The organism is Chitinivorax sp. B (assembly GCF_005503445.1).
In the GTDB taxonomy this organism is placed as follows: domain Bacteria; phylum Pseudomonadota; class Gammaproteobacteria; order Burkholderiales; family SCOH01; genus Chitinivorax.
On record NZ_SCOH01000016.1, the window covers coordinates 38,946 to 60,355 of the forward strand.

Genomic DNA, 21,410 nt, shown 5'->3' on the forward strand with positions numbered 1-21,410 from the left:
CTACTCCGGTTTGTCTGCTGCGCCGTCGAGAAACAAGGCGATCTGCTCTGAAAAAAGCACATGCAATTCAAGGCCCGGTACATTCAGCCAGTACAGGATAGGGCCCAGCATCATTAGCTCCAGGCTGGCAACCAGCCGGTCAACTGGCATGCCCGGTGTGACATCGCCCTGTTCCTGCCCTTTTACCAGCACCATGTTGAGGTGCACGTCAAAGCCAGATCGTGGCGAGTTGCGGTTCATCAGTTGCGGTGCCGACATCCGGTAGGCGACATATCGTGCCACATACAGCTTGTGCTGGGTAAACCAGCCCGCCAGCCCGCCATAAAGCTCATTGAGACGGGTACGGGTATCGGGGAACATTGCCAGCAGCTCTGTGATCTGCTCATGACACGCCTGATTTTGGGCACGAATGTAAGCGGCAAGAATGGCCTCTTTCACTGGAAAGTATTTGTACAGCGTGGCTTTGGAGACATCAGCAGCTTGGGCGATTCGTTCCATGGTGACTTGATCGAATCCTTCCTGCTCGAACAAGGCCATGGCCACATCGATAATCTGGCTGTGGGTGGCGGCTTTTTTCCGCTCGCGACGTCCTGCGTCCATGATTAGAATAGAGGTTAAAAACATACGTCGTATGATAATGAACGTCGTATTGTTTTTAAAGTGGCAATTTGCAGATGTAAAAAAAGCCACGTAAGGTGGCTTTTAACTGGGAATCCCTTCGGTTATCGGGAATGTCAGCAAGTCTATTTCGGTAGGCTGTCCAGCCATACCTCCAGGCCCATTGCATTCAGGTTGCAATCCATCATCAACCAGTCATGGGCGGTGTTTTCACTGCCTTGAAAGCCTTGCCTCTGCAGGCGGTGCCAGAGCCAGTGGTAAAGGCTGTCGCGCAACTGGCGATGGCGGGAGGCGCCTGCGTTTTGTAAAGGCAGCGCAATATTCATGAATGCATCCAAACATTCATGCAGATCTCTTTCCAATTGTGGGATGTCCGTCACTTTACCGAAATGGGTCAAATAGGCGGCATCCGGTTTCAGCGCTGCCAGTCGTTCGATCGAAGTATGAGCTGCATCGGGATCGAATTGGGGTGGGGTGGTGGTCGGAAACACGAAGGCCCGGCCATTGCAATCCAGTGCACGATAACTGAGGCCGAACGTATCGCCGGTAAAAATGCCATTGCTGCCAGAATCGTGCACACAATGGTGGTGCCGAGCATGGCCAGGGGTGTCAAAGAATGTCAGGACACGGCTACCCAATTCGACGGTATCGCCATCGTTCATCACCTGTACACGGTTCGCCGGAATCGGTTTCAGCTGCCCGTAACTGCGTGCCATTTCGGCTTCACCGTATACCTGGGTAGCACTGGCAGTGAGGATGCGCGGGTCGATCATATGCCTTGCCCCACGCGGATGGATCAATACTGTGGCGTTTGGCAATTGTTGAATCAGCGTGCCGGCCCCGCCAGCATGGTCAAGGTGCACATGGGTCAGTATTAGGTATTGCACGGCTTCAACCGGGACATGATGTGCCGCCAGTGCGCGTAACAGGCCTGGTACCGAATAATTGGTTCCGCAATCCACCAAGGCTGCGACATCGTCATCGACAACCAAATGTGATGCGGCCAGGCCGGTTCGCTGGAATTCTACATCGATGGCGCTGACGCCATGGGCGTAGCGATAGATCTGATCATTGTTCTGCATCCGCGCATTCTATCCAAGTTGAGATATGTCATGCGGAAAAATGCAAGGTAGAAATCCGATGAACTTTGTTGCGGTGCAATATGGAAAAATGATTTCGTTTTTGTTGCTTTGCATCATTGTTGCATGGCAGCATAATTTGTTAAGTGTTTATAAGTTAATGATTTATAATGTAAAAATCTGATACTAAATTTGTCTATCAAACGATTGTTTGAAAAATACTTGCGGAAAGATAAACTAAAGCGTACTGTTAAATCAGAGCCCAAAGCGGGTGGTGGGCTTGCATTGTGGCAGATATGCGGTATTCGATATCAAGCCCCGACCTGTCTGGTTTTCCTGTTTTGAACCGCACCGAATTTGATGGAGATTGACTGAGATGGCTACCTACAAGGCGCCGATGCGCGATATGCAGTTCGTATTGCATGAATTGCTGGATGCTGAAAAGGTTTTGTCGACCCTTCCTGGCTATGAAGAGGTCTCAAAGGATGTGCTGGATCAATATCTGGAAGCCAGCGCCCAATTCTGCGAAAACGAGATTGCACCGCTTAACCGTGCTGCCGATGAAGAAGGTTGCCACTGGGATAATGGTGTGGTCACCACACCTAAAGGTTTCAAGGAAGCCTACAAGCAGTTCTGTGAATTGGGTTTTCCCAGCTTGGATTGTGATCCGGCCTATGGTGGTCAAGGCATGCCCAAGACTTTGGGCTTCCCATCCATGGAGATGCTGATTTCTGCCAATGTAGCCTGGTCGATGTACCCCGGTTTGTCGCATGGTGCATACAGTGCCATCCACGCCCATGGCGAACAATGGATGAAAGACCTGTATCTGCCCAAGATCGTTGATGGTACTTGGTCCGGCACCATGTGCTTGACCGAGCCGCATTGTGGTACCGATCTGGGAATGCTGAAGAGCAAGGCGGAAGTCAATGGCGACGGTACGTACAACATCACCGGTACCAAGATTTTCATCTCCGCTGGTGAACACGATCTGACCGATAACATTATCCATTTGGTGCTGGCGCGTCTGCCGGATTCACCAAAAGACATCAAGGGCATCTCTCTGTTCCTGGTACCGAAATTCCTGCTGGATGCGAATGGGAACCCTGGCGAACGCAATGGCGTGAGCTGTGGTTCGATTGAGCACAAGATGGGTATCAAAGCCAATTCGACCGCCGTACTGAACTTTGACGGCGCCAAGGGTTGGCTGGTGGGTGAAGTGAACAAGGGCATGACTTGTATGTTCACCATGATGAATGCAGCGCGCCTGGGTTGTGGCATGCAAGGCCTGGGTTTGGGTGAAGCGTCCTACCAGAATGCAGTAGCTTATGCCAAGGATCGCGTGCAGATGCGCTCACTGACCGGCACCAAACGGAATGACCTGCCGGCCGATCCGATCATCGTACACCCGGATGTACGCCGCATGTTGCTGACTGGTAAGGCTTATACCGAAGCAGGGCGTGCGTTCTCCACTTGGCTGGCATTGCAACTGGATATCGAAGAGAAATCCACTGACGATGCAATCCGCCAGGATGCTGCTGATATGGTGGCATTGCTGACCCCGATCGCCAAAGCCTTCATGACTGACAATGGCTACACCGTGACCAACCTGAGCATGCAGGTTTACGGAGGTCATGGCTTCATCCGTGAATGGGGCATGGAACAATTTGTACGTGACTGCCGAATTTCGCAGATTTACGAAGGCACCAATACCATTCAAGCTCTGGATCTGATCGGCCGTAAAGTCTTGCTGGATCAAGGCCAGAAGCTGCGTAAATTTACCAAGATCATCCACAAGTTCTGTGAAGCCAACGGGCAAGACCCGCAGATGAAAGAGTTCGTCGAGCCACTGGTCAAGCTGATGAAGGACGTGGGTGATGTCACCATGCATATCGGCATGCAGTCGATGATGAACAAAGACGAAGCAGGTGCCGCAGCAGTAGATTACTTGCGCCTGGTGGGGCACTTGGCCTTCGGTTTCTTCTGGGCCTGGATGGTCAAGGTTGCCTACAGCAAGATGGAAACCGGCGACAAGAAGTTTTACCAATCCAAGGTGACCACGGCACGTTTCTACTTCCAGCGGCTGTTGCCTGAAACCGCATCGTTGCTGCAAACACTGCGCTCTGGTTGCAAGAACCTGATGGATCTGGAAGAAGACAGCTTCATCTTCTAATACCCAAGGCGGTTTAGCCGCTAACGAAAGTTTTACCTTCGATATTTGCCCGGCTTTGGCCGGGCTTTTTTTATGCCGTCATCCATAATTTATAACTAAGATGGAAAATATAACGTTGATATTTTAATGAATACCGTTGTGCTATGTTGAAGCTGGCGCCATTTGCACATCGCCGCAGTGAAGCGATGGGGAATGAGGCTGGCACCGGCCCTTGTCGGTGACGAACAACCAATGAGGAGAGCAACATGCAACAACATCACACGGGCCTTGGCCGCTGGTGGCTTGGGCTCATCTTGCTATTGTCGGTGCTGGGACTGACATCCTGCCTGGAGGTGGCAAAGCCCAGCCAGAACCGATACCTGGTTGATGCTCAGGGGAGGGCGCTGGTACTACATGGCATGAATACGTCCAGTTCGGCAAAGCACAGTGCCGATCACATGCCATGGATTATTGAAAGTGATGTTGAGCGGGAAGCCACCGAATGGGGCTTCAACTTTGTGCGGATACTGGTGTTCTGGGGGGCCATTGAACCGCAGAAAGGAGTCTATGACTACCAATATCTCGACGAAGTGCAAAAGCGGGTGGAATGGTATACCCGGCGTGGTATGCATGTGTTGATCGATATGCACCAGGATTTGTACGGTTATGGTGTAGGTGGTAATGGTGCACCACCATGGGCTACCGAGACTGATGGCCACAAGCCTGGCAGTTTTGATGTTGGCCAGTTCTGGTGGTTGAAAAATCTGGACCCTTCCATCATTGCTGCATTCAAGAATTTCTGGGAATACCGTGATCATCGCTATCTGCAAGACCATTACATTGCCGCATTTCAGCTAATCGCCCAACGCTTTCGGGGCAATGTCGATGTGATTGGCTACGACTTGATGAATGAACCCCACGCGGGGGATTTGGGCAAGGCAATCAGTGGTGAATTTCAACGAAACTGGCTGGCAGATTTCTACCGTCGCCTGATTCCCAAATTGCGCCAGATTGAGCCAGATAAGTACCTGTTCTTCGAACCACAGGCTTTCGGTATCAATTTCGGTTTTCCAGCGGCGCTGCCAAAAGTCGAGGACGTTCGCGGCGGCGAGCCGCGGCTGGTCTATTCCCCTCATATCTATCCGGTATTTCAGCATGAGGGCATGAAGTACAATGATATCGATCGCAAACAGATGCGGGACTGGTCCAAGTACCGGGCTGCCGAAATGGACTTGCACGGTACACCAATGGTTGTCGGGGAGCTGGGTGGATCGGAAAAAATGCCAGGCTTTCATCAATACTTGGACGATGTGCTCACCATGCTCGACGACATGGGAGCGGGTTGGGCTTATTGGGCAAGCGATCCGGGGGATTGGGGACCGGTCAACGGTGATCGCGTCGAAATGCCCAAGCTGAATCGGTTGATCCGCACCTACCCACGCGCCATTGCCGGCGAACCCGTGTCGTTTCGCTATGTACCTGGCGCAGCTCATTTCACGTTGGTATTCAGGGAAAAAGCCGGCGTGACGGGGCCGACTGAAATCTTCATTCCGCGTCGTCATTACCCTGAAGGTTTTGAATTGACGGTGTCTGACCCGGCAGGCAGTTGGCGGTCTGAATATGACGTACGAACGCAAGTGCTGAAGCTGTGGACCAATCCTGCCGTTGCTGAACATACCGTACGTATCCATCGCAAATATCAGAACTTGTATCTGCCTTATCTGGCCAAATGCGTGGGGACACAAAACGGTTCGGTGACCAATGGTACGCAGGCATTGGCCCAGGATTGCAACGGTGATATCTCGCAGGGCTGGATGATTGGCAGCGATCAGACATTACGCAGCAAGCAGGACATCAATCAATGTCTGGACGTCAGCGATGGATTGGCGATCAATGCCAAAAAAGTCCAAACCTACACTTGCAACGGTACCAATGCGCAGAAATGGTACTTCGACAATGGTCTGTTGCGTTCAGCACTGAACACTAGCAAATGCCTGGACGTATCCTATGGTGGTACCAGCGATAAGATGCAACTATGGGATTGCATTGGTGGCCGTTCACAGACTTTTGCCTATCGGGCAGAAGCCACCAATCGATATTTGGCGATGAAGAACGAAGCTAATGGCCTGTGTCTGGATGTCGAGGGTGGCAACATGGCAGATGGGACCAATGTCATTGCCTATGCTTGCCACGGTGGCGCCAATCAAAGCTGGCTATACGAGCCCAGTACCGGCTTCATCCACAGCAGGCAGGATAACCGCTATTGCCTGGATAACCGCGGCAAGACTGAATCCGGCAGCAGTCTGGGTATCTGGCTGTGTACCGACTCCGACAATCTGCGCTTTAACTGGAATGGCAGTACCATCCGGCCTTATCGAAATGTTGACCTGGCCGTGGCCGCAGGCAATGCGGGAAACCCCGTAACGCAACAGGCCAGCGATGGTGCCAGTGCTCAAGTGAAATGGCGGATGGAGTAATCAGCACGGATAACTTGTTGATCTGACCCGGCAGGACGGCTGCGCTGCATGATGTAGCCGTCCGCAGCCTGTTTGTGTGAAGCGCATGGGGCTGTTTGGGTCATGAGCCTTGTGGAACATCTGAACGCGGTGGGCTCGACCATGGGCTCCCATTCGGATACGCTCTGATTCCCACCCATCACACAATCCTATGCCTGTTCATGCCTGGTTTGATTTCGCTCCTGATGGCGGTCCTGTTCATGTTGGTGGCTGCTTGGTTGTACTGGCCATCACCAGAGATTGCTTTTCGTACGGATGAATCACCTGTTGCATGGTTGTCCAGTGCGCAGATGTGGGCGATGGCCGTGTTGTCACTCAGGCTTTGGGGAAACTCGATCCTACCCCGCAAGTTATGCCTATGGCTGGCGCTGGCAATGATGGGAATGGCGTTCGATGAACAGTTCATGCTGCATGAGCATTGGAAGTACTCATGCCACCAGTGGATATCGGCCTGTCGTTACACCTGGATGACTGAGCTGCCGATGTTACTGGTCGGCAGCCTTGGCTTGTTGACAGGAATCTGGTTGCAACACAGTTTGCTCACACCTCATTTACGCAGGTTATTGTGGGCGTCGCTGTTGATAGGGCTGATGGCGCTACTGTTGCGCTTCACCGAACAGCCTATCGTGTTGCTACCTTACAAAGCGGCGTTGCTGGTGATTGCCCAGGCGTTGTTCATTGCCACATTGCTTGGCGTACCATCAGCATCAGCCGATACCCGTCAGGTGCACTCCGCATAGAAATCACTTTCAAACGGATACCATTCGCCACCTATATTGGCAAAGACAATACGGCGTTTGAGGATGGGCGTCGTGCCCTCGACGATTTCGGGCATGCCCCAAAGATCCCATTGTACGAAGTCCGCAATGGCGTCGTTGTTCAAGTCAATCTCATAGACGGCAGCACGTAATATCCCCTCCGGGCTACCACCAGCAACCGATGTTTCAGTACGGTGACTGATCTTGGCTGTTCGTAACGGAAGTGCTGTCGGCGCCTGAAACCAGAGCAAGGGATCTTTGATGGCAGGGTAGTCAGCCAATACATTCTTGCCACGACGACGATTGCTCAAGCCTTCTGCACAACCACCGTTTTCACCGTTAGGCTTGAACTGGATCTGTGGTGTCCATTGATAGGCACCCACCAGGCCGGTACACCCAACCACATGCTCCACAATCGGTTTGTCGAGCTTAAGATCGAAGCGACCAATATCCCATGCCCCTGAATAGTGCCAACCCAGGTGTTGACGGAACTCCCAACGCGGCCCACCCGTGACATGACCCCGCTGCAGGATACCGAAGTGCGCACTGACCTGTTCGATACCTGCATTGCCCGACAGGATTTCGCGAGGGCTACGGAACAACGAAGGCCGGATTGCGGGTAGCTGCAATTTTGAAAAACCTTGAACCCGGCAATCATGCACAATCGGCGACCCATAGGGAAAATCTTTGATGTTCGGATAATCCGTACGGGGCCAGAGCAGCGCGAATTTTTCCCCTTTGGCATTCGCGGTGGCTTGCTGCATCTGTTTGCAGCTCAATAGCGGGGGATTCATGCTGGCAGGGGCAACGATCCCATTTGCCAGCAGGTTTTTCATGGCATCGAATTCCGGAACCGGATAACGGATCAACTTGGGTTGCGGCACTTCGTCTGTCAGGAATTCCCCGCTTTCATTTCTGCCGTTTTCCAGGTGGCGCTGCTTGTCGGAGAGTAAGCGCTTATGGAAATGGCCACCAGCGGTAAAGAGTGCCTGAGCTGATGGTGCTATCCAGAACGCACGCAGTGGTGAATACAGCGGGTTTTTCTGACCGGAGTTGGGTGGAGCATATTCATTGCCGATCTCTGCAAGTATCAGTGGCTTGTCCCCCAGTAAGTTGCATGGAACAAAGCCCCGGCGTGACTCGCTCCATTCGATCTCGCAGCTTTTATCATGCTGTGAGATAGGGGTGACCTTGGTGTTGGTAATCAGTTGAACAATAACCGGACTGTTTACGTCAGCGGTCTGGCGGACATTCACCCATGAGCCCAACACCCACTTTGTTGAGTCTGCTGCGTTTGCGGAAAACGTCAGCAGGAAGTATGCCCCTGCAAGCCCCGCCTGTTTGACAAAGCGAGGAAGCCAATCGTGTGGGGTGAGAATGTCTGAACTGCGTATGTGTGTTGAACGTGTCATGTTGTTCCTGAATGAAATGGCGTATCAACCTGTCCGTAGCGTGCTTCAGACTACTGTTCTTGACACCACAGGCCAGTCGTGACGCAGGAATGCCGCATGATAAGTCAAGCCAGGACGGGACATGCGCATATTCTGGTTTTTACGAAATCAGATACTTGACCTGTCAGTTCATTGTCATGTATAAATCTATTAACAAATTAGTTAATAGTTAAAATGACACAATCTCTAGACCGCATTTTTGAAGCGTTGGCATCAGGGCCCAGACGGCAGATTTTGGCTTATCTGACGGAAGCCGAGCTATCGACGTCTGATCTGGCTACCCGTTTTTCAATGAGCACGCCGGCAATATCGAGGCACCTTTCGGTACTTGAGACAGCTGGATTGGTTACCAGTGAACGGCGCGGACAGTTTGTGATGTACCGCTTGAATCGCGACAGTCTGGTGAACAGTCTGATGGGCTATGCCTTCGAACTTTGCCCTGTGGGTAACGAGTTGAAACGTGAATCCCGTGAATTGTCACAGCAGCATAAAGATGAACTGAAAGGTGATCATGTCTGACCTCCAAGTCATACCTAAGCACCACCGGGTCCAAGTACAACATGAAACGGATGTGGTGCAAGGATCAGTCAAATGGGCACCCGCGAAATCATTTTGGTTTACCGGTATGCTGTTCGCAACGCTGATTGGCGGTAGTCTGACATGGAGCTGGTCGGCATTTGGCGTGTTTCTGGCGAGCACTGCGGCTGTATTGCTGTTTGGACATTCATTGGGCAGCCATCGCAAGTTGATTCACGACAGTTACCAATGCCCGCGCTGGCTGGAGTACACATTGGTTTATATGGGGGTACAGGTAGGGTTGTCGGGGCCTTTGGGGTTGTTGCGACAACATGATCTGCGCGACTTTGCGCAACGGCTGCCCGATTGCCACGACTACCTGCGTCACCGCAACGTGTTCTGGCGAGATGCATGGTGGCAGTTGAATTGCGAACTGATTCTGGATCGACCGCCGAAACTGAATCTGGAACCACGTGTTGCCAATGATCGTTTCTATCAATTTCTGGAACGGACCTGGATGTGGCAACAGTTACCGCCCGCCATTGTGCTTTACATGCTGGGCGGATGGGCCTTTGTGTTCTGGGGGGTATGTGCACGCATCACGGCGGGCGTATTCGGACACTGGTTGGTTGGTTATTTTGCACACAATCAGGGTGACATGCATTTTGAAGTAACGGGTGCCGCAGTACAGGGGCATAACATTCACTTGGTCTCATTGCTAACCATGGGGGAGTGTTGGCACAACAATCATCATGCTTTCCCTGGTTCTGCCAAGCTGGGGTTGGCACCCGGTGAATGGGATCCGGGTTGGTGGGCATTGAAATTGATGGCGAGGGTAGGGTGGGTATGGGGTATTCGTCTGCCTGCCGATCTGCCTCATCGTGCCGTTTTGCAGCCTTGCCATGTTGATGCAATGTCCATGGTGCAACGAGCGGGAACATCTCTCACGTTACCAGCCACAAGGCAGTGGTCCGTATTGTGGGGGGTAATGCGAGAGTGGTCGGCACATGCGCAGAGGGCAACACCCACCATCTCTGGCCCGGTAGCCAATTTATCGCCAAGTCAGCTGCGATGGCTGGTGGGTGAACGGATTCCCTTCAGCATAAAGCGGACCAGCCGACGTGTCTCGCTACAAGTCGGTGAGCAAAGAATTGATGGATTGCCTGCGATTTGTTTGGTGTGGTTTGATCGAGGTGGATTGTTCCGCGGGGCCGCGATCGTATTGCTTCCGGTGGCATGCATGGTTGAAACGGTGCGTAGTTGGGTCGAATTGCCGGCCTGAGCGGCTTTCATAAAGCAATTTTCGTGGGTAAGGATTGTGGTGAGGTGCAACACGATGGCATGATCTGCAGCCTGCTGCCGCGCTTAACATGATGATCATGCCGGGTGTTGCAGTTTCCGATCCCATCCTCACTGCACAACAACCATGAAAATACTCAACCCAGCAGTACAGGCAGCTTTGCAGTCCGGTGCCCCGATCAAGTTGAACGTTGGTGGGGGTACCACGCGTCGGGACGGTTATTTCAATATTGATCTGGTGGCGTTGCCTGAGGTGGATATTGTGGCGGATCTGAATGCGCCATTATCCCTGTTGCCAGATAACTGCGTTAGTGCGGTCTATACCAGCCATGTGCTGGAGCATGTCACCAATTTATTGGGGCTGATGGAAGAACTGCACAGAGTCTGTCGGCCAGATGCGATGCTGGAGATCATCGTGCCACATTTTTCCAGCCCCCTGTATTACTCCGATCCAACCCATGTTCGTCCCTGGGGCATTTACACCATCGGCTACTTCATGGATCGCGAAGACCAGATCGGGCGCAAGGTGCCCAGCTATTATTCCCAGGCACGTTTCAAATTGCTGGAACGACGACTGGTGTTTTCGCGGAGCAATCTGTTTGACCGCTTACTGGTGCCGGCACTGCGAGCAGTCCTCAATCGCTGGTTCGCTGCAATGGAGGTTTATGAGCGACGTTGGGCATGGATTTATCCCGCCCTTGAAATCCGCATGATGGTCACACCCAAGAAATAGCACTCAGCTTTGACTGGCGTTCATAAAACTGATGGAGAACAAGCTGGTCAGCTCATCGTCCCCTGGCAACATCAGGTCGCGTTCGTAGGTCATTCCGATGTGTTCCAGCAGACGTATCGAACGCTGATTGTCCGGTGAGGTAATGGCCAGTAATCTGGTCAGCTTCAAGGTGTGCTGTGCATGATGCAACATGCTCTGGGTAGCTTCCCGAGCATAGCCATGACCGCGACTGGCCGGCAGGAAGGCATAGCCGATATCAATATCCGGCAGTGTGTCACGACGGATCAACCCACATAGTCCCAATGGCGTACCATCCTCGGTCCGTTCAGTCAGATACATGCCAAAGCCATGCTGTACATAGCTGACCATTGGGCCATCTTGAATATATCGGCGGGCATCGTCCAGCGAATGCACATCGCGGCTGCCAATGAAGTGCAGCCAGTCCGGATCGTTGACCAAGGCCATGATGAACGCAGCATCATCAACAGTGAGTGGGCGCAAGGTGAGGCGAGCAGTATGCAGGATGGTGTTGTGGGTGGATGTATCCATATCGATCCTTGGTGTCATGCTTTGGGTTGCTGGGACTGTGCATGGTAGACCCATTTCGCGAAGAACGGGGTGAGATCCTGCCCGCTGGCCTGCGCCATCGCTGCCTTGAAATCGTTGGTGGTGACCGACAAACCCCAATAACGTTGGGTATAGTGACGCAGGCCATGCCAAAAGATTGTGTCACCCAAATGCTCTCGCAGCATGTGGACGACATAGGTTCCTTTGTCATACACCAACGCACGGTCATTGGCACTAGGGTTTAGCCAGTCGGAGAAAATCAGCGGCTTGTCTTCACCTCGTTCGCGAACATGCTCGTACGAAGTACGGGCGCTGTCGATGTGACGCAAGTATTCCTCGCGGCCGAAGCGATATTCCAGATAGGCGGCAGTCATGAAGCTGGCGATACCCTCATTGAGCCACATTTCGGTCCAGCGACGGTTGGTCAGGCCGTTCCCCCACCATTGATGGGCTAGCTCATGCGCGCCCAGCCAGATCTTCTTTTCGTTGGCAAGCACACGCTTGCCGTAACTTTCATCCAACATGGCGATGTGATTCAGCTCCTGGGCTACTTTGCCTGCTGCCAATACCTGTGTGTAATGTTGACCAGGGTAGGGGATGCCTGCCTTATCTTCAAAAAAGCGCAACATGGTTGGCGTGTCGGCAAACACCTGTCGCAGTGCCTGTTCGTCAAAATTGGCTGAGCCAAGATAACGGAGCTGTACGTGCGCATGATGTGCCCTGACTTCACGATACAGGCCAGCGGTAAAACCATAGAGGTAGCTGGGCATCGGTGCTGTTTGTCGCCACTCGCTGGCGATACGATCACCTGATAAGGGGCGGGTGGTGTGATGCTGGCCATTGGCGGCGGCTTTCAGGCCGCTTGGCAAAATCAGCGTCAGGTTCAATGTGGCCCGATCACTTGGATCATCCACGCAGGGCATCCAGTCACTGGTGGAAAATGCGGTGTAGATCTGCTGTGCTGCGGGGGAGAAGTACAACCCAGCTTTAGGTTGTCCTTGATATCGAATGGTGAGCGTATGCGGGTTTTCGGTTGATGCAGGTAGACTGACGACAAGACGTCTTCCTTGCTTGCTGAAAGCCAGTGTCTGGTGGTTGTGGTTGGTAATGTTGTCGATGTTCAGCTCACCCGCATCCAGCTGGATTTGAGATGCCGTACTGGTGAATGTGACCGTTAGTTCCCCTTGAAGGTGCTGGGTAAGCAGGTCAGGTGTCAGTTGCAGCTGATAATGGAGAATATCGATGTTGCCTTCTGGATGCGGCAAGCTGGTGCAGCCTGTCAGCAAGGCCAGGATGATCAACCATGGGGTGCGATGTATTGGTGTCATTGTTTCAGGTGGATAGGGGGGGTGCCCAACTGCTTTAGGCGCCGTCATTGCAAGTCATCGGATATGTACTGTTGGCGAAGCGTCTGAATGGTAAACCAAGCGGAGCGATATACGTTTTCGTGTGTGGATCTGGTTGGCCTGTTGTATTGGGTGTAAGACCACCACCTCGGTCCATTCAGACCGTATTGGTGCAAATAGCTGCTTGGCTTGCACAAGCAGGCATCATCATCCAATACTTCTTCAGTCTTGGTACCGTCAGCCATGGGGTCTTGGCGCGATTGCATTCCCGATTGATTTTGCCTGATTTAAATTCACATGGTTTGTAGGTAAAAGTCGATTCAGTGCTGGAAATGTTGAGTAGCTATCCATCATTCGTGCTTCGCCAAGACACACTTTCGGCTTGATCTTGCCTAGAGGACAACAGTGGAGGCAGCAGTGCTGACGAGGTTGTCCACCGTTTGTTTGAATGTTTCAACAGTAACCTCGGCAATCTTCCTTTTGCCAGCCTGTGGCGCAGATATGCCGTTGATTTTATGAATACCAGTGGTACTACATGTTGTGAGCAGACAATCTGCTGCTGATGCGCTGTATTGTTGCGCTGACGCAAGGATTGTTTTCTTGTGCAATGCAAAAATGTCATCGAATACTGCTATATGAAGGGTAACCGACGGTATGGAAAAGGTGAGCATGACTGAAAACTATCCACTAGAAGGTCTGCGGCCCGGTCAGCGTGCTGAAACGATGCGTCGTCTGACGGTCAACGATATAGAGTTGTTTGCGCTGATGGGGGGCGAGATTGATAGCGAGCAGATACGACCTGCAGGCGAAGGGCATGTGGCTGCCCATGCCAGTGGCTGTGTGGCGTTGGTGCTGTGGTTGATCTGCAACCGCATGCCAGGGGCTGGCAGCGAAGTGATGCGGCACGACCTGCGGTCAGCTGGCATGGTCATGGTAGGGGACGAGATCGATTGCGATGCAGAATTGTCAGAAGTCGATGCCGAGACCGGCTTGGCCCTGTTTCGTGTCGGTTGTCGCAATCAACATGGTTCGACTTTACTGTATGGCCATGTTTGGGTTCGGGCACCACGTGAGCGAATTGTCAGCGAGCACGAATCGTTGCCGGAAATCACGCTGCATCGCCATGATGGTTTTGCCCATTTGCTGGAATCCTGCAAGACAAGAGAGGCGGTCAGCTGCGCAATTGTTCACCCTTGCGATCGTGATTCCCTGCTGGGTGCGCTGGAGGCGGCGCGCCATGGTTTGATTCGGCCGATTCTGGTAGGGCCACAGGCCAAGATTCGAGCCACTGCCGAGGCAGCTGGTGCGAGCCTGGATGGCATTGAGATGCTGCACACCGAACATAGTCACGCTGCAGCGATGGCCGCTGTCGAGCTGGCGCGCAATGGCCTTGTTGAATCGTTGATGAAAGGTTCGCTACATACCGATGAATTGATGGCCGCCGTGGTGCCCAGTGCCACGGGCCTGAGAACCGGCCGACGTATCAGTCATGTGTTTGTACTGGATGTGCCAGCCTACTCGCGGCCACTGCTGGTGACCGATGCGGCCATCAACATTGCACCGGCTTTTGAAGAGAAGATCGATATCGTGCAAAACGCTATCGATCTGGCACACATTCTGGGTATTCCTGAACCCAAGGTCGCAATTTTGTCGGCAACCGAGGTGGTCAATTCGAAAATTCCGTCGACCATGGATGCCGCTCTACTATGCAAAATGGCCGATCGGGGGCAGATTACTGGTGGCATACTGGATGGCCCGCTCGCTTTCGACAACGCCATCAGCATTGAAGCAGCCCGTACCAAGCGTATTGTGTCACCCGTGGCTGGCCAAGCAGATATTCTGGTCGCACCAGATCTGGAGGCCGGGAATATGCTTGCCAAGAATATGGCGTATTTTGCGGGGGCCGATATTGCGGGGGTGGTTGTCGGTGCACGGGTACCGATTGTACTGACCAGTCGTGCCGACAGTGTGCGTTCGCGTCTGGCCTCTGCTGCCATCATGGCATTGGTGGCGCATGCCCGTCGCCCAACTGTTGAGGAATGAGCCATGGATGGCTTGTTGGTGGTCAATGCTGGTTCATCCAGCCTGAAATTTGCTATCTACACGGTTGACGATACATTACCAGACCCGCTCTGGCGCGGTATTCTGGACGGCCTACCCAAAAAGCCCCATGCACGGGTAGTGGATCAGCACGGGAATGAATTGATCAATCAACAGGTAGCCTTGCCAGCCGGAGATCCGGCGCTGGCCCCCAGCCGCTGGTTGCTCGCCTGGTTGTCGACATTGAATGAAATCGAACTGAAGGCGGTTGGCCATCGGGTGGTGCATGGCGGTACGGAATTCATTTCGCCGGTGCGTATCGATGGTGAAGTCATGATCCGCCTGCAAGCGCTGATCCCACTGGCCCCCTTACATCAGCCTGGCAATCTGATTCCGATTCAGGCCATCACCAATCATTACCCGACACTACCGCAAATTGCCTGCTTCGATACCGCCTTTCACCGTAGCCAGCCGGCGTTGGCCCAACTTTATGCCTTGCCAGACCATATCACCCGTCAGGGCGTAAGAGCTTATGGTTTTCATGGCCTGTCTTATGATTACATCACCAGCCGGCTACAGGATATTGCTCCGCAGCATGCACAAGGCAAGCTGGTGGTGGCACATCTGGGCAATGGTGCCAGCATGTGTGCCATTGAGGGGGGTAAAAGTGTGGCCAGCAGTATGGGTTTCACTGCGCTGGATGGCCTGATGATGGGCACCCGCTGCGGAAATCTCGATCCCGGGGTGTTGCTGTATCTGATGGCGCAGGGGATGGATCACACTGCACTGGAACACCTACTGTATCGTGAATCCGGCCTATTGGGGGTGTCCGGTCTGTCGTCGGATATGCGAGATCTGCTGGCGAGTGATGTGGAGTCAGCCAAACGGGCTGTTGCCATGTTCTGCTATCGTGCTGGTCGGCAACTTGGGTCGCTCGCCGCAGCACTACAAGGGCTGGATACCTTGATCTTCACGGGGGGGATCGGTGAACATGCCGCACCGATTCGAGCACAGATTGCCATGCGTGCGGCTTGGCTGGGCGTAGCGATCGACCCGGACCTGAACAATGCCCATGCGCCAATCATTTCTCCACCGGGCAGTAAAGTAATGGTACGGGTGATGGCGACTGATGAAGAAGCAGTGATTGCCGAACATGTTCGATCCTGGTTGCTGCTGGATTCCACCGAACATTGAAAGGACTTGACCGGAATGAATATTCCTTGCCTGACACTGGCAGGTAGCAAGGCCCTGGTTGTTGGCGTTGCCAATGAACACTCCATTGCCTGGGGATGTGCCCGCGTGTTCCACAAGCTGGGGGCGGAGGTGGCATTGACCTATTTGAACGAGAAGGCCTTACCTCATGTGAAGCCATTGGCTGAACACATCAACGCACCATTGCTGTTGCCACTGGATGTAAGCATTCCAGGTCAACTGGAAGCGGTATTCAATGAGGTTCGTCAATATTGGGGCCGTTTGGATATGGTGGTGCATTCAATTGCCTGGGCTCCCCTTGCGGATTTGCATGGCCGATTGACCGACAGCTCGGTTGATGGATTTTTACGGGCGATGGATGTGTCCTGCCACTCGTTCATACGTATGGCCAAGCTGGCCGAGCCACTGATGCCAGATGGCGGTACCCTACTGGCGATGAGTTACTTGGGGGCCAACAAGGTGGTGCAGAATTACCAACTGATGGGGCCGGTGAAGGCAGCATTGGAGGCATCGGTACGTTATCTGGCCTATGAACTGGGGCCGATGGGAATCCGTGTGCACGCGCTGTCACCAGGTCCGATCCGCACACGTGCCGCCAGTGGGCTGCAGGATTTCGATGAACTATTGTACGACGCCATGCAGCGCTCACCAGAACAGGATCTGGTCGATATCGATGATGTTGGCCATGCCGCTGCCTACTTATGCACACCAGCAGCCCGATTGATCACTGGATCGGTCCAGTATATTGATGCCGGGCACCACATCATGGCTTGATGGTCACGCTGGGTGTGGCCTATCGCGATGCCCGGCAGGTTTGATCACATCATTGACATCACTGTGTCATCCACATTGCTTGTGGAAAAAGGTTTGAATTGTGGTGGCAAGTTATTATTCTGTAATGTGAATTCCTGTGTGATTAAAAAATAGGCAAAGATGTTGCGATGCCGCAATCTAGTGGACATCGTAATGTGATGCACACCATACCGAGCGATATTACCGAGTTGTCTGAAATTTGAGCGATGCTGAAAAGGGTTGCTGCCTCAATGGCTTGGTGCCTGAGTTCATCATTTTGTCCACAGTGATTGTGGATGACCCGCCAGTGTGGGCTATGTCCGCACCATCTGGCCTGCTGAGCCGTGACTGATCCTTCGAATAGGGAGCCTGCCTAGGTTCAACTCTGCATCCATCCACATTCGCTGTGGACAACTATGCGAATTGCCTGGTCAAGTCATTCTGATGAAAGAAAAATTTCAGATTGACTGAAAAATGGGCAGGCAGGGGTGGTTCAATCAGTCAGTAAAAAATCCCGCCGCAGCAGTGACCATTGCAGCATGTCGTGAAACTGACTGCCCCAATAAGCTCCCTCACGAAAGCAGCCTTCCTCCACAAAGCCCAGTGTTCTGGCAAGTTTGATCGATGGATGGTTCTGTGGATGGATTTGTGCCTCAATACGATTCAGCGACATCTGTTCAAAGCCCCAGCTCAATATCGCCTGCATTGCTTCACGCATATAGCCTTGGCCCTGATGCTGCATGGCCAGTTCATAACCGACGGAACATTTTCGCCACGGGCGATGCCAGTTGAACAGCCCGCAACTTCCAATCAGGTTAGTCTCGCCATGTTGTTGGATGCCCCAGCGGGTACCGGGATTGGGAAGGGTGCGCCAACTGGCAAAGGTATCGACCAGTTGGTGGGCTGCTTGGACATCGGGCAATGGGTCGCTACCAAACCAGCGCATCAATACTGGGTCGCTATGAATGGCATAGAGAGCAGGGGTATCGTTGTGCGTAATTTCACGCAGGATAAGGCGCGCAGTGTGTAATTCGGGAAAGGGTGTCATAGTCATGAAAACGTGGGAAGGTTTGACAGTGGCTGCCTGGATACGTGGTTTTACACGCCAATCAGAATCAGATCATTGCACATCAAACTCACCCGATTTCATCCACAGATGCTGTGGATGAGGGCGTGGAAGGTATTGCCAAGTATTTGTACGGATAATTAAATTCGGTATTGATTAAATATAAGGCGCCTGTCAGGTTTCTGTATCCAACTGTTGGCGAGCAGTGGTCAATGCTTCCCGCTCTGTCGCGGCAAGTGTCGGGTAACTCAGCTTCATGTCTTTGAGTGCATCGATAATTGCGCCGATCACTACCAGCCGGGTAAACCACTTGTTGTCCGCTGGCACTACAAACCAGGGAGCTTGAGGGGTGGCTGTGGCGCGGATTGCCTGTTCGTAGGCGTGCATATAGTCGTCCCAGTGTTGGCGTTCGGCGATGTCGGCTGCAGAAAACTTCCAGTTTTTCTCTGGGTTGTTCAAACGTTCATAGAAGCGGCGTTTCTGCTCATCCTTGGATACATGTAGAAAGAATTTGCGGATCATCGTGCCATTACGGCCCAGGTAATCCTCGAAGTGGCGGAGATCGTCACATCGTTCATCCCAGATGCGTCTGGTGACCAATTTGGTTGGCAATTGCTGCTTGTCCAGCAGCGTTGGGTGAACCCGTACCACCAGGACTTCTTCATAATATGAACGGTTGAAGATGCCGATGCGGCCACGCTCAGGCAAGCGCCGCATGCTGCGCCACATGAAATCATGGTCCAGCTCTTCTGACGTGGGGGCCTTGAATGAGTGGACTTCGCACCCTTGCGGGTTGATGCCCGACATCACCTGCTTGATGGTACTGTCCTTGCCCGCTGCATCCATGGCTTGAAACACCAGCAGCAATGACCATTCATTGTGGGCGTAAAGCTTATCCTGCAATTCGGCCAGTTCGGTGATACTTCGCTGTAGCAGGTTCTTGGCCTCTTCACGGAATTCCGATTCCAGACCTGCCGTATCCCCCGGGTTGATCTCGTCCAGCTTGAAGCCTTTACTGTTCTGAATGCGATAACGTTTGATCAGTTTATCGAGCTTCATGATGATCCTTTGGATTGGGGAGGGTCAGTAGGAACCCAAAAACAGGTACACGGCATTGCGACCCTTTTCACCATGGCCGTATCCTAGGTAGAGCGGGCCCAGAAATGTATCCAGCCCGACATGCAGGCCCAGCGATGATTTCACACCCCGCGTTCCCAGTCCCAGTGAACTGTCTTCGACACGACCAATTTCGGCCGATGCACCCATATACAACGACTTGGCAAATTTCACTGGAATGCGCCACATGTAGGTAGCCCGGCCATAGCTTAGACGTTCGCCACGAAACTCGTCTGGTGCATAGCCGGACAGGTTGGCGAAGCCGCCGAGCGTAAATGCCTCGGTTGGCAACAGGCGTGAACCCATCGATGTGCCCCCGCGTGCGGCCAACTGCAATACATGCTGATTGACCGAGATGGCACTTTCCCAGCCGATCTCCAGCCTTTCGTAGCGGGTGTCCGCTCCCATGGCGGGAACAGAGCGACGGTAGTTCCAATGGGTTTGCCAACCATCATTGGGGAAGCTGGGGTTGTCGACTTTGTCTAGGGTCAGATCAACATGGACCCCGGCCAGTCGTGCTTTTTCGCTGCCACTATCCGGTGGGCCGACCGTGACGTGGGCATTGGTTCTGCCGGCATAGGGGCCGATCCGCAATTCACCATAGTCATCCAGATTCAGGCCCAGGTCGACACGGACAATGGTGTCACGTTCTGAGAATTCGGCATAGGCATCACCATTTTGATAGATCTTGCTCAGGCGGCGCTCAGTGCGTAATTCCGGGGCGACGAACCAACGGCTGCCAACTGCCAAGGGTTGATACCATTCGGTGGAGAATCCAAGCCGGCGTCCGATCGAGACCTCGCTCTTCCATTGCGCTCCCAGTGAATTGACCCATTTCTTGCGATAGGCAGTTGCCAAGGTAAAGCTCGATACGTCGTGGGAAGTGGCGGACAAGCCCAAGCCAAAGCGCAGGGTATCCAGACCTTCCGATTTTTCTTGTGGGTGGATGCGCAATACCCGGCGATGGCCTTCGCGTTCGATTTGGTAATCGACACTGTCAAAATCGCCACTGCCATACAGATTGAGTAACTCACGGTGCAGCCTGGGTTGGTCGATTGGCTCGCCTGGCATCTGGTTCACCTTGGCGGCAATTGCTTCGATATTGACTTTGCCAGTGGCCGCAATGCGAATCTCGTCAACCTTGCCGATTGGTTCACGGTAGGCAAGCCGGGTGCTGAGATGGCGGATATAGTCGGCTTCGGATAGTTGCAGGGGCAGAAAGCGTTCTTTTACCAGTTCAGCAGCTTGTTCACCTTTGGGAATGATCTCGGCAACCCGGAAGAAATCTGTCGATGTGATATCACCTAGCAACGGTGAGATCAGGATGTCGGTGGGTTTCAGGCTGGCCAGCTGTTCCCGCACGTTTTTGTTGATACCCAGGTCGACCATTTGCTGCATGACCCCGACGATCGAGCCCAAGTCCTCGCGCTTCAATGCAGGGCTGCCCACATTGACTACGATCACGACATCGGGCTGGCATAGTTGCCGGGCATTGTCGACCGGCAGGTTGCGTGCCAAGCCGCCGTCCACCAATAGCCGGTCGTTGACCATGACGGGCTCGAAGGCACCAGGCACTGACATGCTAGCCCGCATGGCCAGGGCCAAGTCTCCTTTGGAGAACTCATACAGTTCGCCACTTTCCAGATCTGTCGCAATGGCACGATAGGGGACCGCCAGTTTATCGAAACTTTCCGGCCCCACACTTTGGGTCAGTTCACGAATGAACAGTTCGATTTTTTCTGTATTGACTGCCCCACGTGGCAGGCGAATCTCACCATTGTTCACTCCCAGCTCGAATTTGAGCATATAGGTACGATCTTCACGCTTACGACGGTAGTCTTCATCCTGCCGCTTCAACCGGCTATCGAAGAGATCGTCCCACATTGCTTCCTTCATGCGTTTTTCGATCTCGTCAATCGGCATGCCGGAGGCGTACATCCCCCCGACCAGGGCACCCGCACTGGTACCAGTGATGCAATCGATGGGGACACGATAACGTTCCAGGGTTTTGATCACGCCAACGTGGGCAAGGCCGCGTGCACCACCACCACCCAGAACCAGTCCAACCTGCTGACGAGCCATGGCATGGCTGGCCAAGCTGAATACAGCAAAAAACAGGGCACTACACACAAAGCGGAACACAGGCATGCGT

At 53.2% G+C, this 21,410-nt stretch carries 18 protein-coding genes; 9 read left to right on the plus strand and 9 right to left on the minus strand.

All coding sequences use genetic code 11. From position 1 onward, the window contains the following. Window positions 1-600 (minus strand): TetR/AcrR family transcriptional regulator, encoded by a 600-nt coding sequence (locus FFS57_RS11620; protein ID WP_171013862.1) that lies wholly within the window; start codon window positions 598-600, stop codon window positions 1-3. Between the two features lie 143 nt (window positions 601-743). Further along, window positions 744-1,700: an MBL fold metallo-hydrolase gene (locus FFS57_RS11625; protein ID WP_137937960.1), complete on the minus strand. Its 957-nt coding sequence runs from the start codon at window positions 1,698-1,700 to the stop codon at window positions 744-746. Between the two features lie 373 nt (window positions 1,701-2,073). Here FFS57_RS11625 and FFS57_RS11630 point away from each other — a divergent pair, with 373 nt between their 5' ends. The 3 genes from FFS57_RS11630 to FFS57_RS11640 all read left to right on the plus strand — a co-directional run bounded on the left by FFS57_RS11630 (window position 2,074) and on the right by FFS57_RS11640 (window position 7,102). Continuing rightward, window positions 2,074-3,867 carry an acyl-CoA dehydrogenase C-terminal domain-containing protein gene (locus tag FFS57_RS11630; protein ID WP_137937961.1) on the plus strand — a complete coding sequence of 598 codons (1,794 nt, stop codon included), beginning with the start codon at window positions 2,074-2,076 and terminating at the stop codon, window positions 3,865-3,867. Window positions 3,868-4,112: 245 nt separating this feature from the next. Further along, complete coding sequence (locus FFS57_RS11635) at window positions 4,113-6,323, plus strand: cellulase family glycosylhydrolase (RefSeq protein ID WP_137937962.1); 2,211 nt, start codon at window positions 4,113-4,115, stop codon at window positions 6,321-6,323. A gap of 200 nt (window positions 6,324-6,523) precedes the next feature. Continuing rightward, window positions 6,524-7,102 carry a hypothetical protein gene (locus FFS57_RS11640; protein ID WP_137937963.1) on the plus strand — a complete coding sequence of 193 codons (579 nt, stop codon included), beginning with the start codon at window positions 6,524-6,526 and terminating at the stop codon, window positions 7,100-7,102. On the opposite strand, the gene FFS57_RS11645 is transcribed toward FFS57_RS11640, so the two are convergent. Further along, window positions 7,084-8,532: an SH3 domain-containing protein gene (locus FFS57_RS11645; RefSeq protein WP_137937964.1), complete on the minus strand. Its 1,449-nt coding sequence runs from the start codon at window positions 8,530-8,532 to the stop codon at window positions 7,084-7,086. The genes FFS57_RS11640 and FFS57_RS11645 overlap by 19 nt on opposite strands. Before the next feature lie 213 nt (window positions 8,533-8,745). Between FFS57_RS11645 and FFS57_RS11650 the strand changes: the two genes are divergently transcribed. The 3 genes from FFS57_RS11650 (at window position 8,746) to FFS57_RS11660 (ending at window position 11,119) form a co-directional block, all read left to right on the plus strand. Continuing rightward, window positions 8,746-9,090, plus strand: coding sequence for an ArsR/SmtB family transcription factor (locus FFS57_RS11650; protein ID WP_137937965.1), 345 nt, complete (start codon window positions 8,746-8,748; stop codon window positions 9,088-9,090). Continuing rightward, window positions 9,083-10,369 carry an acyl-CoA desaturase gene (locus tag FFS57_RS11655; RefSeq protein ID WP_137937966.1) on the plus strand — a complete coding sequence of 429 codons (1,287 nt, stop codon included), beginning with the start codon at window positions 9,083-9,085 and terminating at the stop codon, window positions 10,367-10,369. The genes FFS57_RS11650 and FFS57_RS11655 overlap by 8 nt, the downstream gene beginning before the upstream one ends. 144 nt (window positions 10,370-10,513) lie before the next feature. Further along, a complete protein-coding gene (locus FFS57_RS11660) occupies window positions 10,514-11,119 on the plus strand; it encodes a class I SAM-dependent methyltransferase (RefSeq protein ID WP_137937967.1) in 606 nt (201 codons plus the stop codon). 3 nt (window positions 11,120-11,122) lie between these two features. Here the strand turns inward: FFS57_RS11660 and FFS57_RS11665 are convergent, their stop codons facing one another. The 3 genes from FFS57_RS11665 to FFS57_RS11675 all read right to left on the minus strand — a co-directional run bounded on the left by FFS57_RS11665 (window position 11,123) and on the right by FFS57_RS11675 (window position 13,703). Further along, window positions 11,123-11,668, minus strand: a complete 546-nt coding sequence (locus tag FFS57_RS11665; protein ID WP_137937968.1) for a GNAT family N-acetyltransferase — start codon at window positions 11,666-11,668, stop codon at window positions 11,123-11,125. A 14-nt stretch (window positions 11,669-11,682) separates the two neighbouring features. Continuing rightward, complete coding sequence (locus FFS57_RS11670; protein ID WP_171013864.1) at window positions 11,683-13,014, minus strand: M1 family metallopeptidase; 1,332 nt, start codon at window positions 13,012-13,014, stop codon at window positions 11,683-11,685. Between the two features lie 410 nt (window positions 13,015-13,424). Next, entirely contained in the window at window positions 13,425-13,703 is a 279-nt protein-coding gene (locus FFS57_RS11675; RefSeq protein ID WP_137937970.1) for a hypothetical protein, read from the minus strand. Between FFS57_RS11675 and FFS57_RS11680 the strand changes: the two genes are divergently transcribed. From FFS57_RS11680 to fabI, 3 genes are read left to right on the plus strand one after another with little or no spacing between them, the layout of a single operon-like run. Then, on the plus strand, window positions 13,702-15,075 hold the full coding sequence (locus FFS57_RS11680; RefSeq protein ID WP_137937971.1) for a bifunctional enoyl-CoA hydratase/phosphate acetyltransferase: 1,374 nt from the start codon (window positions 13,702-13,704) through the stop codon (window positions 15,073-15,075). The two genes, FFS57_RS11675 and FFS57_RS11680, sit on opposite strands and share 2 nt — an antisense overlap. Window positions 15,076-15,078: 3 nt before the next feature. Further along, the gene (locus FFS57_RS11685) at window positions 15,079-16,266 is read left to right on the plus strand and encodes an acetate/propionate family kinase (RefSeq protein WP_137937972.1); all 1,188 of its coding nucleotides are present in this window, start codon (window positions 15,079-15,081) and stop codon (window positions 16,264-16,266) included. A gap of 15 nt (window positions 16,267-16,281) precedes the next feature. Continuing rightward, window positions 16,282-17,058: an enoyl-ACP reductase FabI gene (gene fabI / locus FFS57_RS11690; protein WP_137937973.1), complete on the plus strand. Its 777-nt coding sequence runs from the start codon at window positions 16,282-16,284 to the stop codon at window positions 17,056-17,058. Between the two features lie 511 nt (window positions 17,059-17,569). Here fabI and FFS57_RS11695 read toward each other — a convergent pair. From FFS57_RS11695 to FFS57_RS11705, 3 genes are all read right to left on the minus strand, one after another. Next, window positions 17,570-18,124: a GNAT family N-acetyltransferase gene (locus tag FFS57_RS11695; RefSeq protein WP_137938028.1), complete on the minus strand. Its 555-nt coding sequence runs from the start codon at window positions 18,122-18,124 to the stop codon at window positions 17,570-17,572. Window positions 18,125-18,316: 192 nt separating this feature from the next. Next, a complete protein-coding gene (locus FFS57_RS11700) occupies window positions 18,317-19,201 on the minus strand; it encodes a polyphosphate kinase 2 family protein (protein WP_137937974.1) in 885 nt (294 codons plus the stop codon). Window positions 19,202-19,225: 24 nt separating this feature from the next. Beyond that, entirely contained in the window at window positions 19,226-21,406 is a 2,181-nt protein-coding gene (locus tag FFS57_RS11705; RefSeq protein WP_137937975.1) for a patatin-like phospholipase family protein, read from the minus strand. Window positions 21,407-21,410: the final 4 nt, after the last annotated feature.

Bases quoted from the DNA above. Each gene is read 5' to 3' on its own strand.
- FFS57_RS11695 (WP_137938028.1), bottom strand. From the start codon at position 18,124: ATGACACCCTTTCCCGAATTACACACTGCGCGCCTTATCCTGCGTGAA.
- FFS57_RS11625 (WP_137937960.1), bottom strand. From the start codon at position 1,700: ATGCAGAACAATGATCAGATCTATCGCTACGCCCATGGCGTCAGCGCC.
- FFS57_RS11665 (WP_137937968.1), bottom strand. From the start codon at position 11,668: ATGGATACATCCACCCACAACACCATCCTGCATACTGCTCGCCTCACC.
- FFS57_RS11680 (WP_137937971.1), top strand. From the start codon at position 13,702: ATGACTGAAAACTATCCACTAGAAGGTCTGCGGCCCGGTCAGCGTGCT.
- FFS57_RS11620 (WP_171013862.1), bottom strand. From the start codon at position 600: ATGGACGCAGGACGTCGCGAGCGGAAAAAAGCCGCCACCCACAGCCAG.
- FFS57_RS11685 (WP_137937972.1), top strand. From the start codon at position 15,079: ATGGATGGCTTGTTGGTGGTCAATGCTGGTTCATCCAGCCTGAAATTT.
- FFS57_RS11650 (WP_137937965.1), top strand. From the start codon at position 8,746: ATGACACAATCTCTAGACCGCATTTTTGAAGCGTTGGCATCAGGGCCC.
- FFS57_RS11630 (WP_137937961.1), top strand. From the start codon at position 2,074: ATGGCTACCTACAAGGCGCCGATGCGCGATATGCAGTTCGTATTGCAT.
- FFS57_RS11700 (WP_137937974.1), bottom strand. From the start codon at position 19,201: ATGAAGCTCGATAAACTGATCAAACGTTATCGCATTCAGAACAGTAAA.
- FFS57_RS11675 (WP_137937970.1), bottom strand. From the start codon at position 13,703: ATGCTCACCTTTTCCATACCGTCGGTTACCCTTCATATAGCAGTATTC.
- FFS57_RS11705 (WP_137937975.1), bottom strand. From the start codon at position 21,406: ATGCCTGTGTTCCGCTTTGTGTGTAGTGCCCTGTTTTTTGCTGTATTC.
- fabI (WP_137937973.1), top strand. From the start codon at position 16,282: ATGAATATTCCTTGCCTGACACTGGCAGGTAGCAAGGCCCTGGTTGTT.
- FFS57_RS11640 (WP_137937963.1), top strand. From the start codon at position 6,524: ATGCCTGGTTTGATTTCGCTCCTGATGGCGGTCCTGTTCATGTTGGTG.
- FFS57_RS11670 (WP_171013864.1), bottom strand. From the start codon at position 13,014: ATGACACCAATACATCGCACCCCATGGTTGATCATCCTGGCCTTGCTG.
- FFS57_RS11635 (WP_137937962.1), top strand. From the start codon at position 4,113: ATGCAACAACATCACACGGGCCTTGGCCGCTGGTGGCTTGGGCTCATC.
- FFS57_RS11645 (WP_137937964.1), bottom strand. From the start codon at position 8,532: ATGACACGTTCAACACACATACGCAGTTCAGACATTCTCACCCCACAC.
- FFS57_RS11660 (WP_137937967.1), top strand. From the start codon at position 10,514: ATGAAAATACTCAACCCAGCAGTACAGGCAGCTTTGCAGTCCGGTGCC.
- FFS57_RS11655 (WP_137937966.1), top strand. From the start codon at position 9,083: ATGTCTGACCTCCAAGTCATACCTAAGCACCACCGGGTCCAAGTACAA.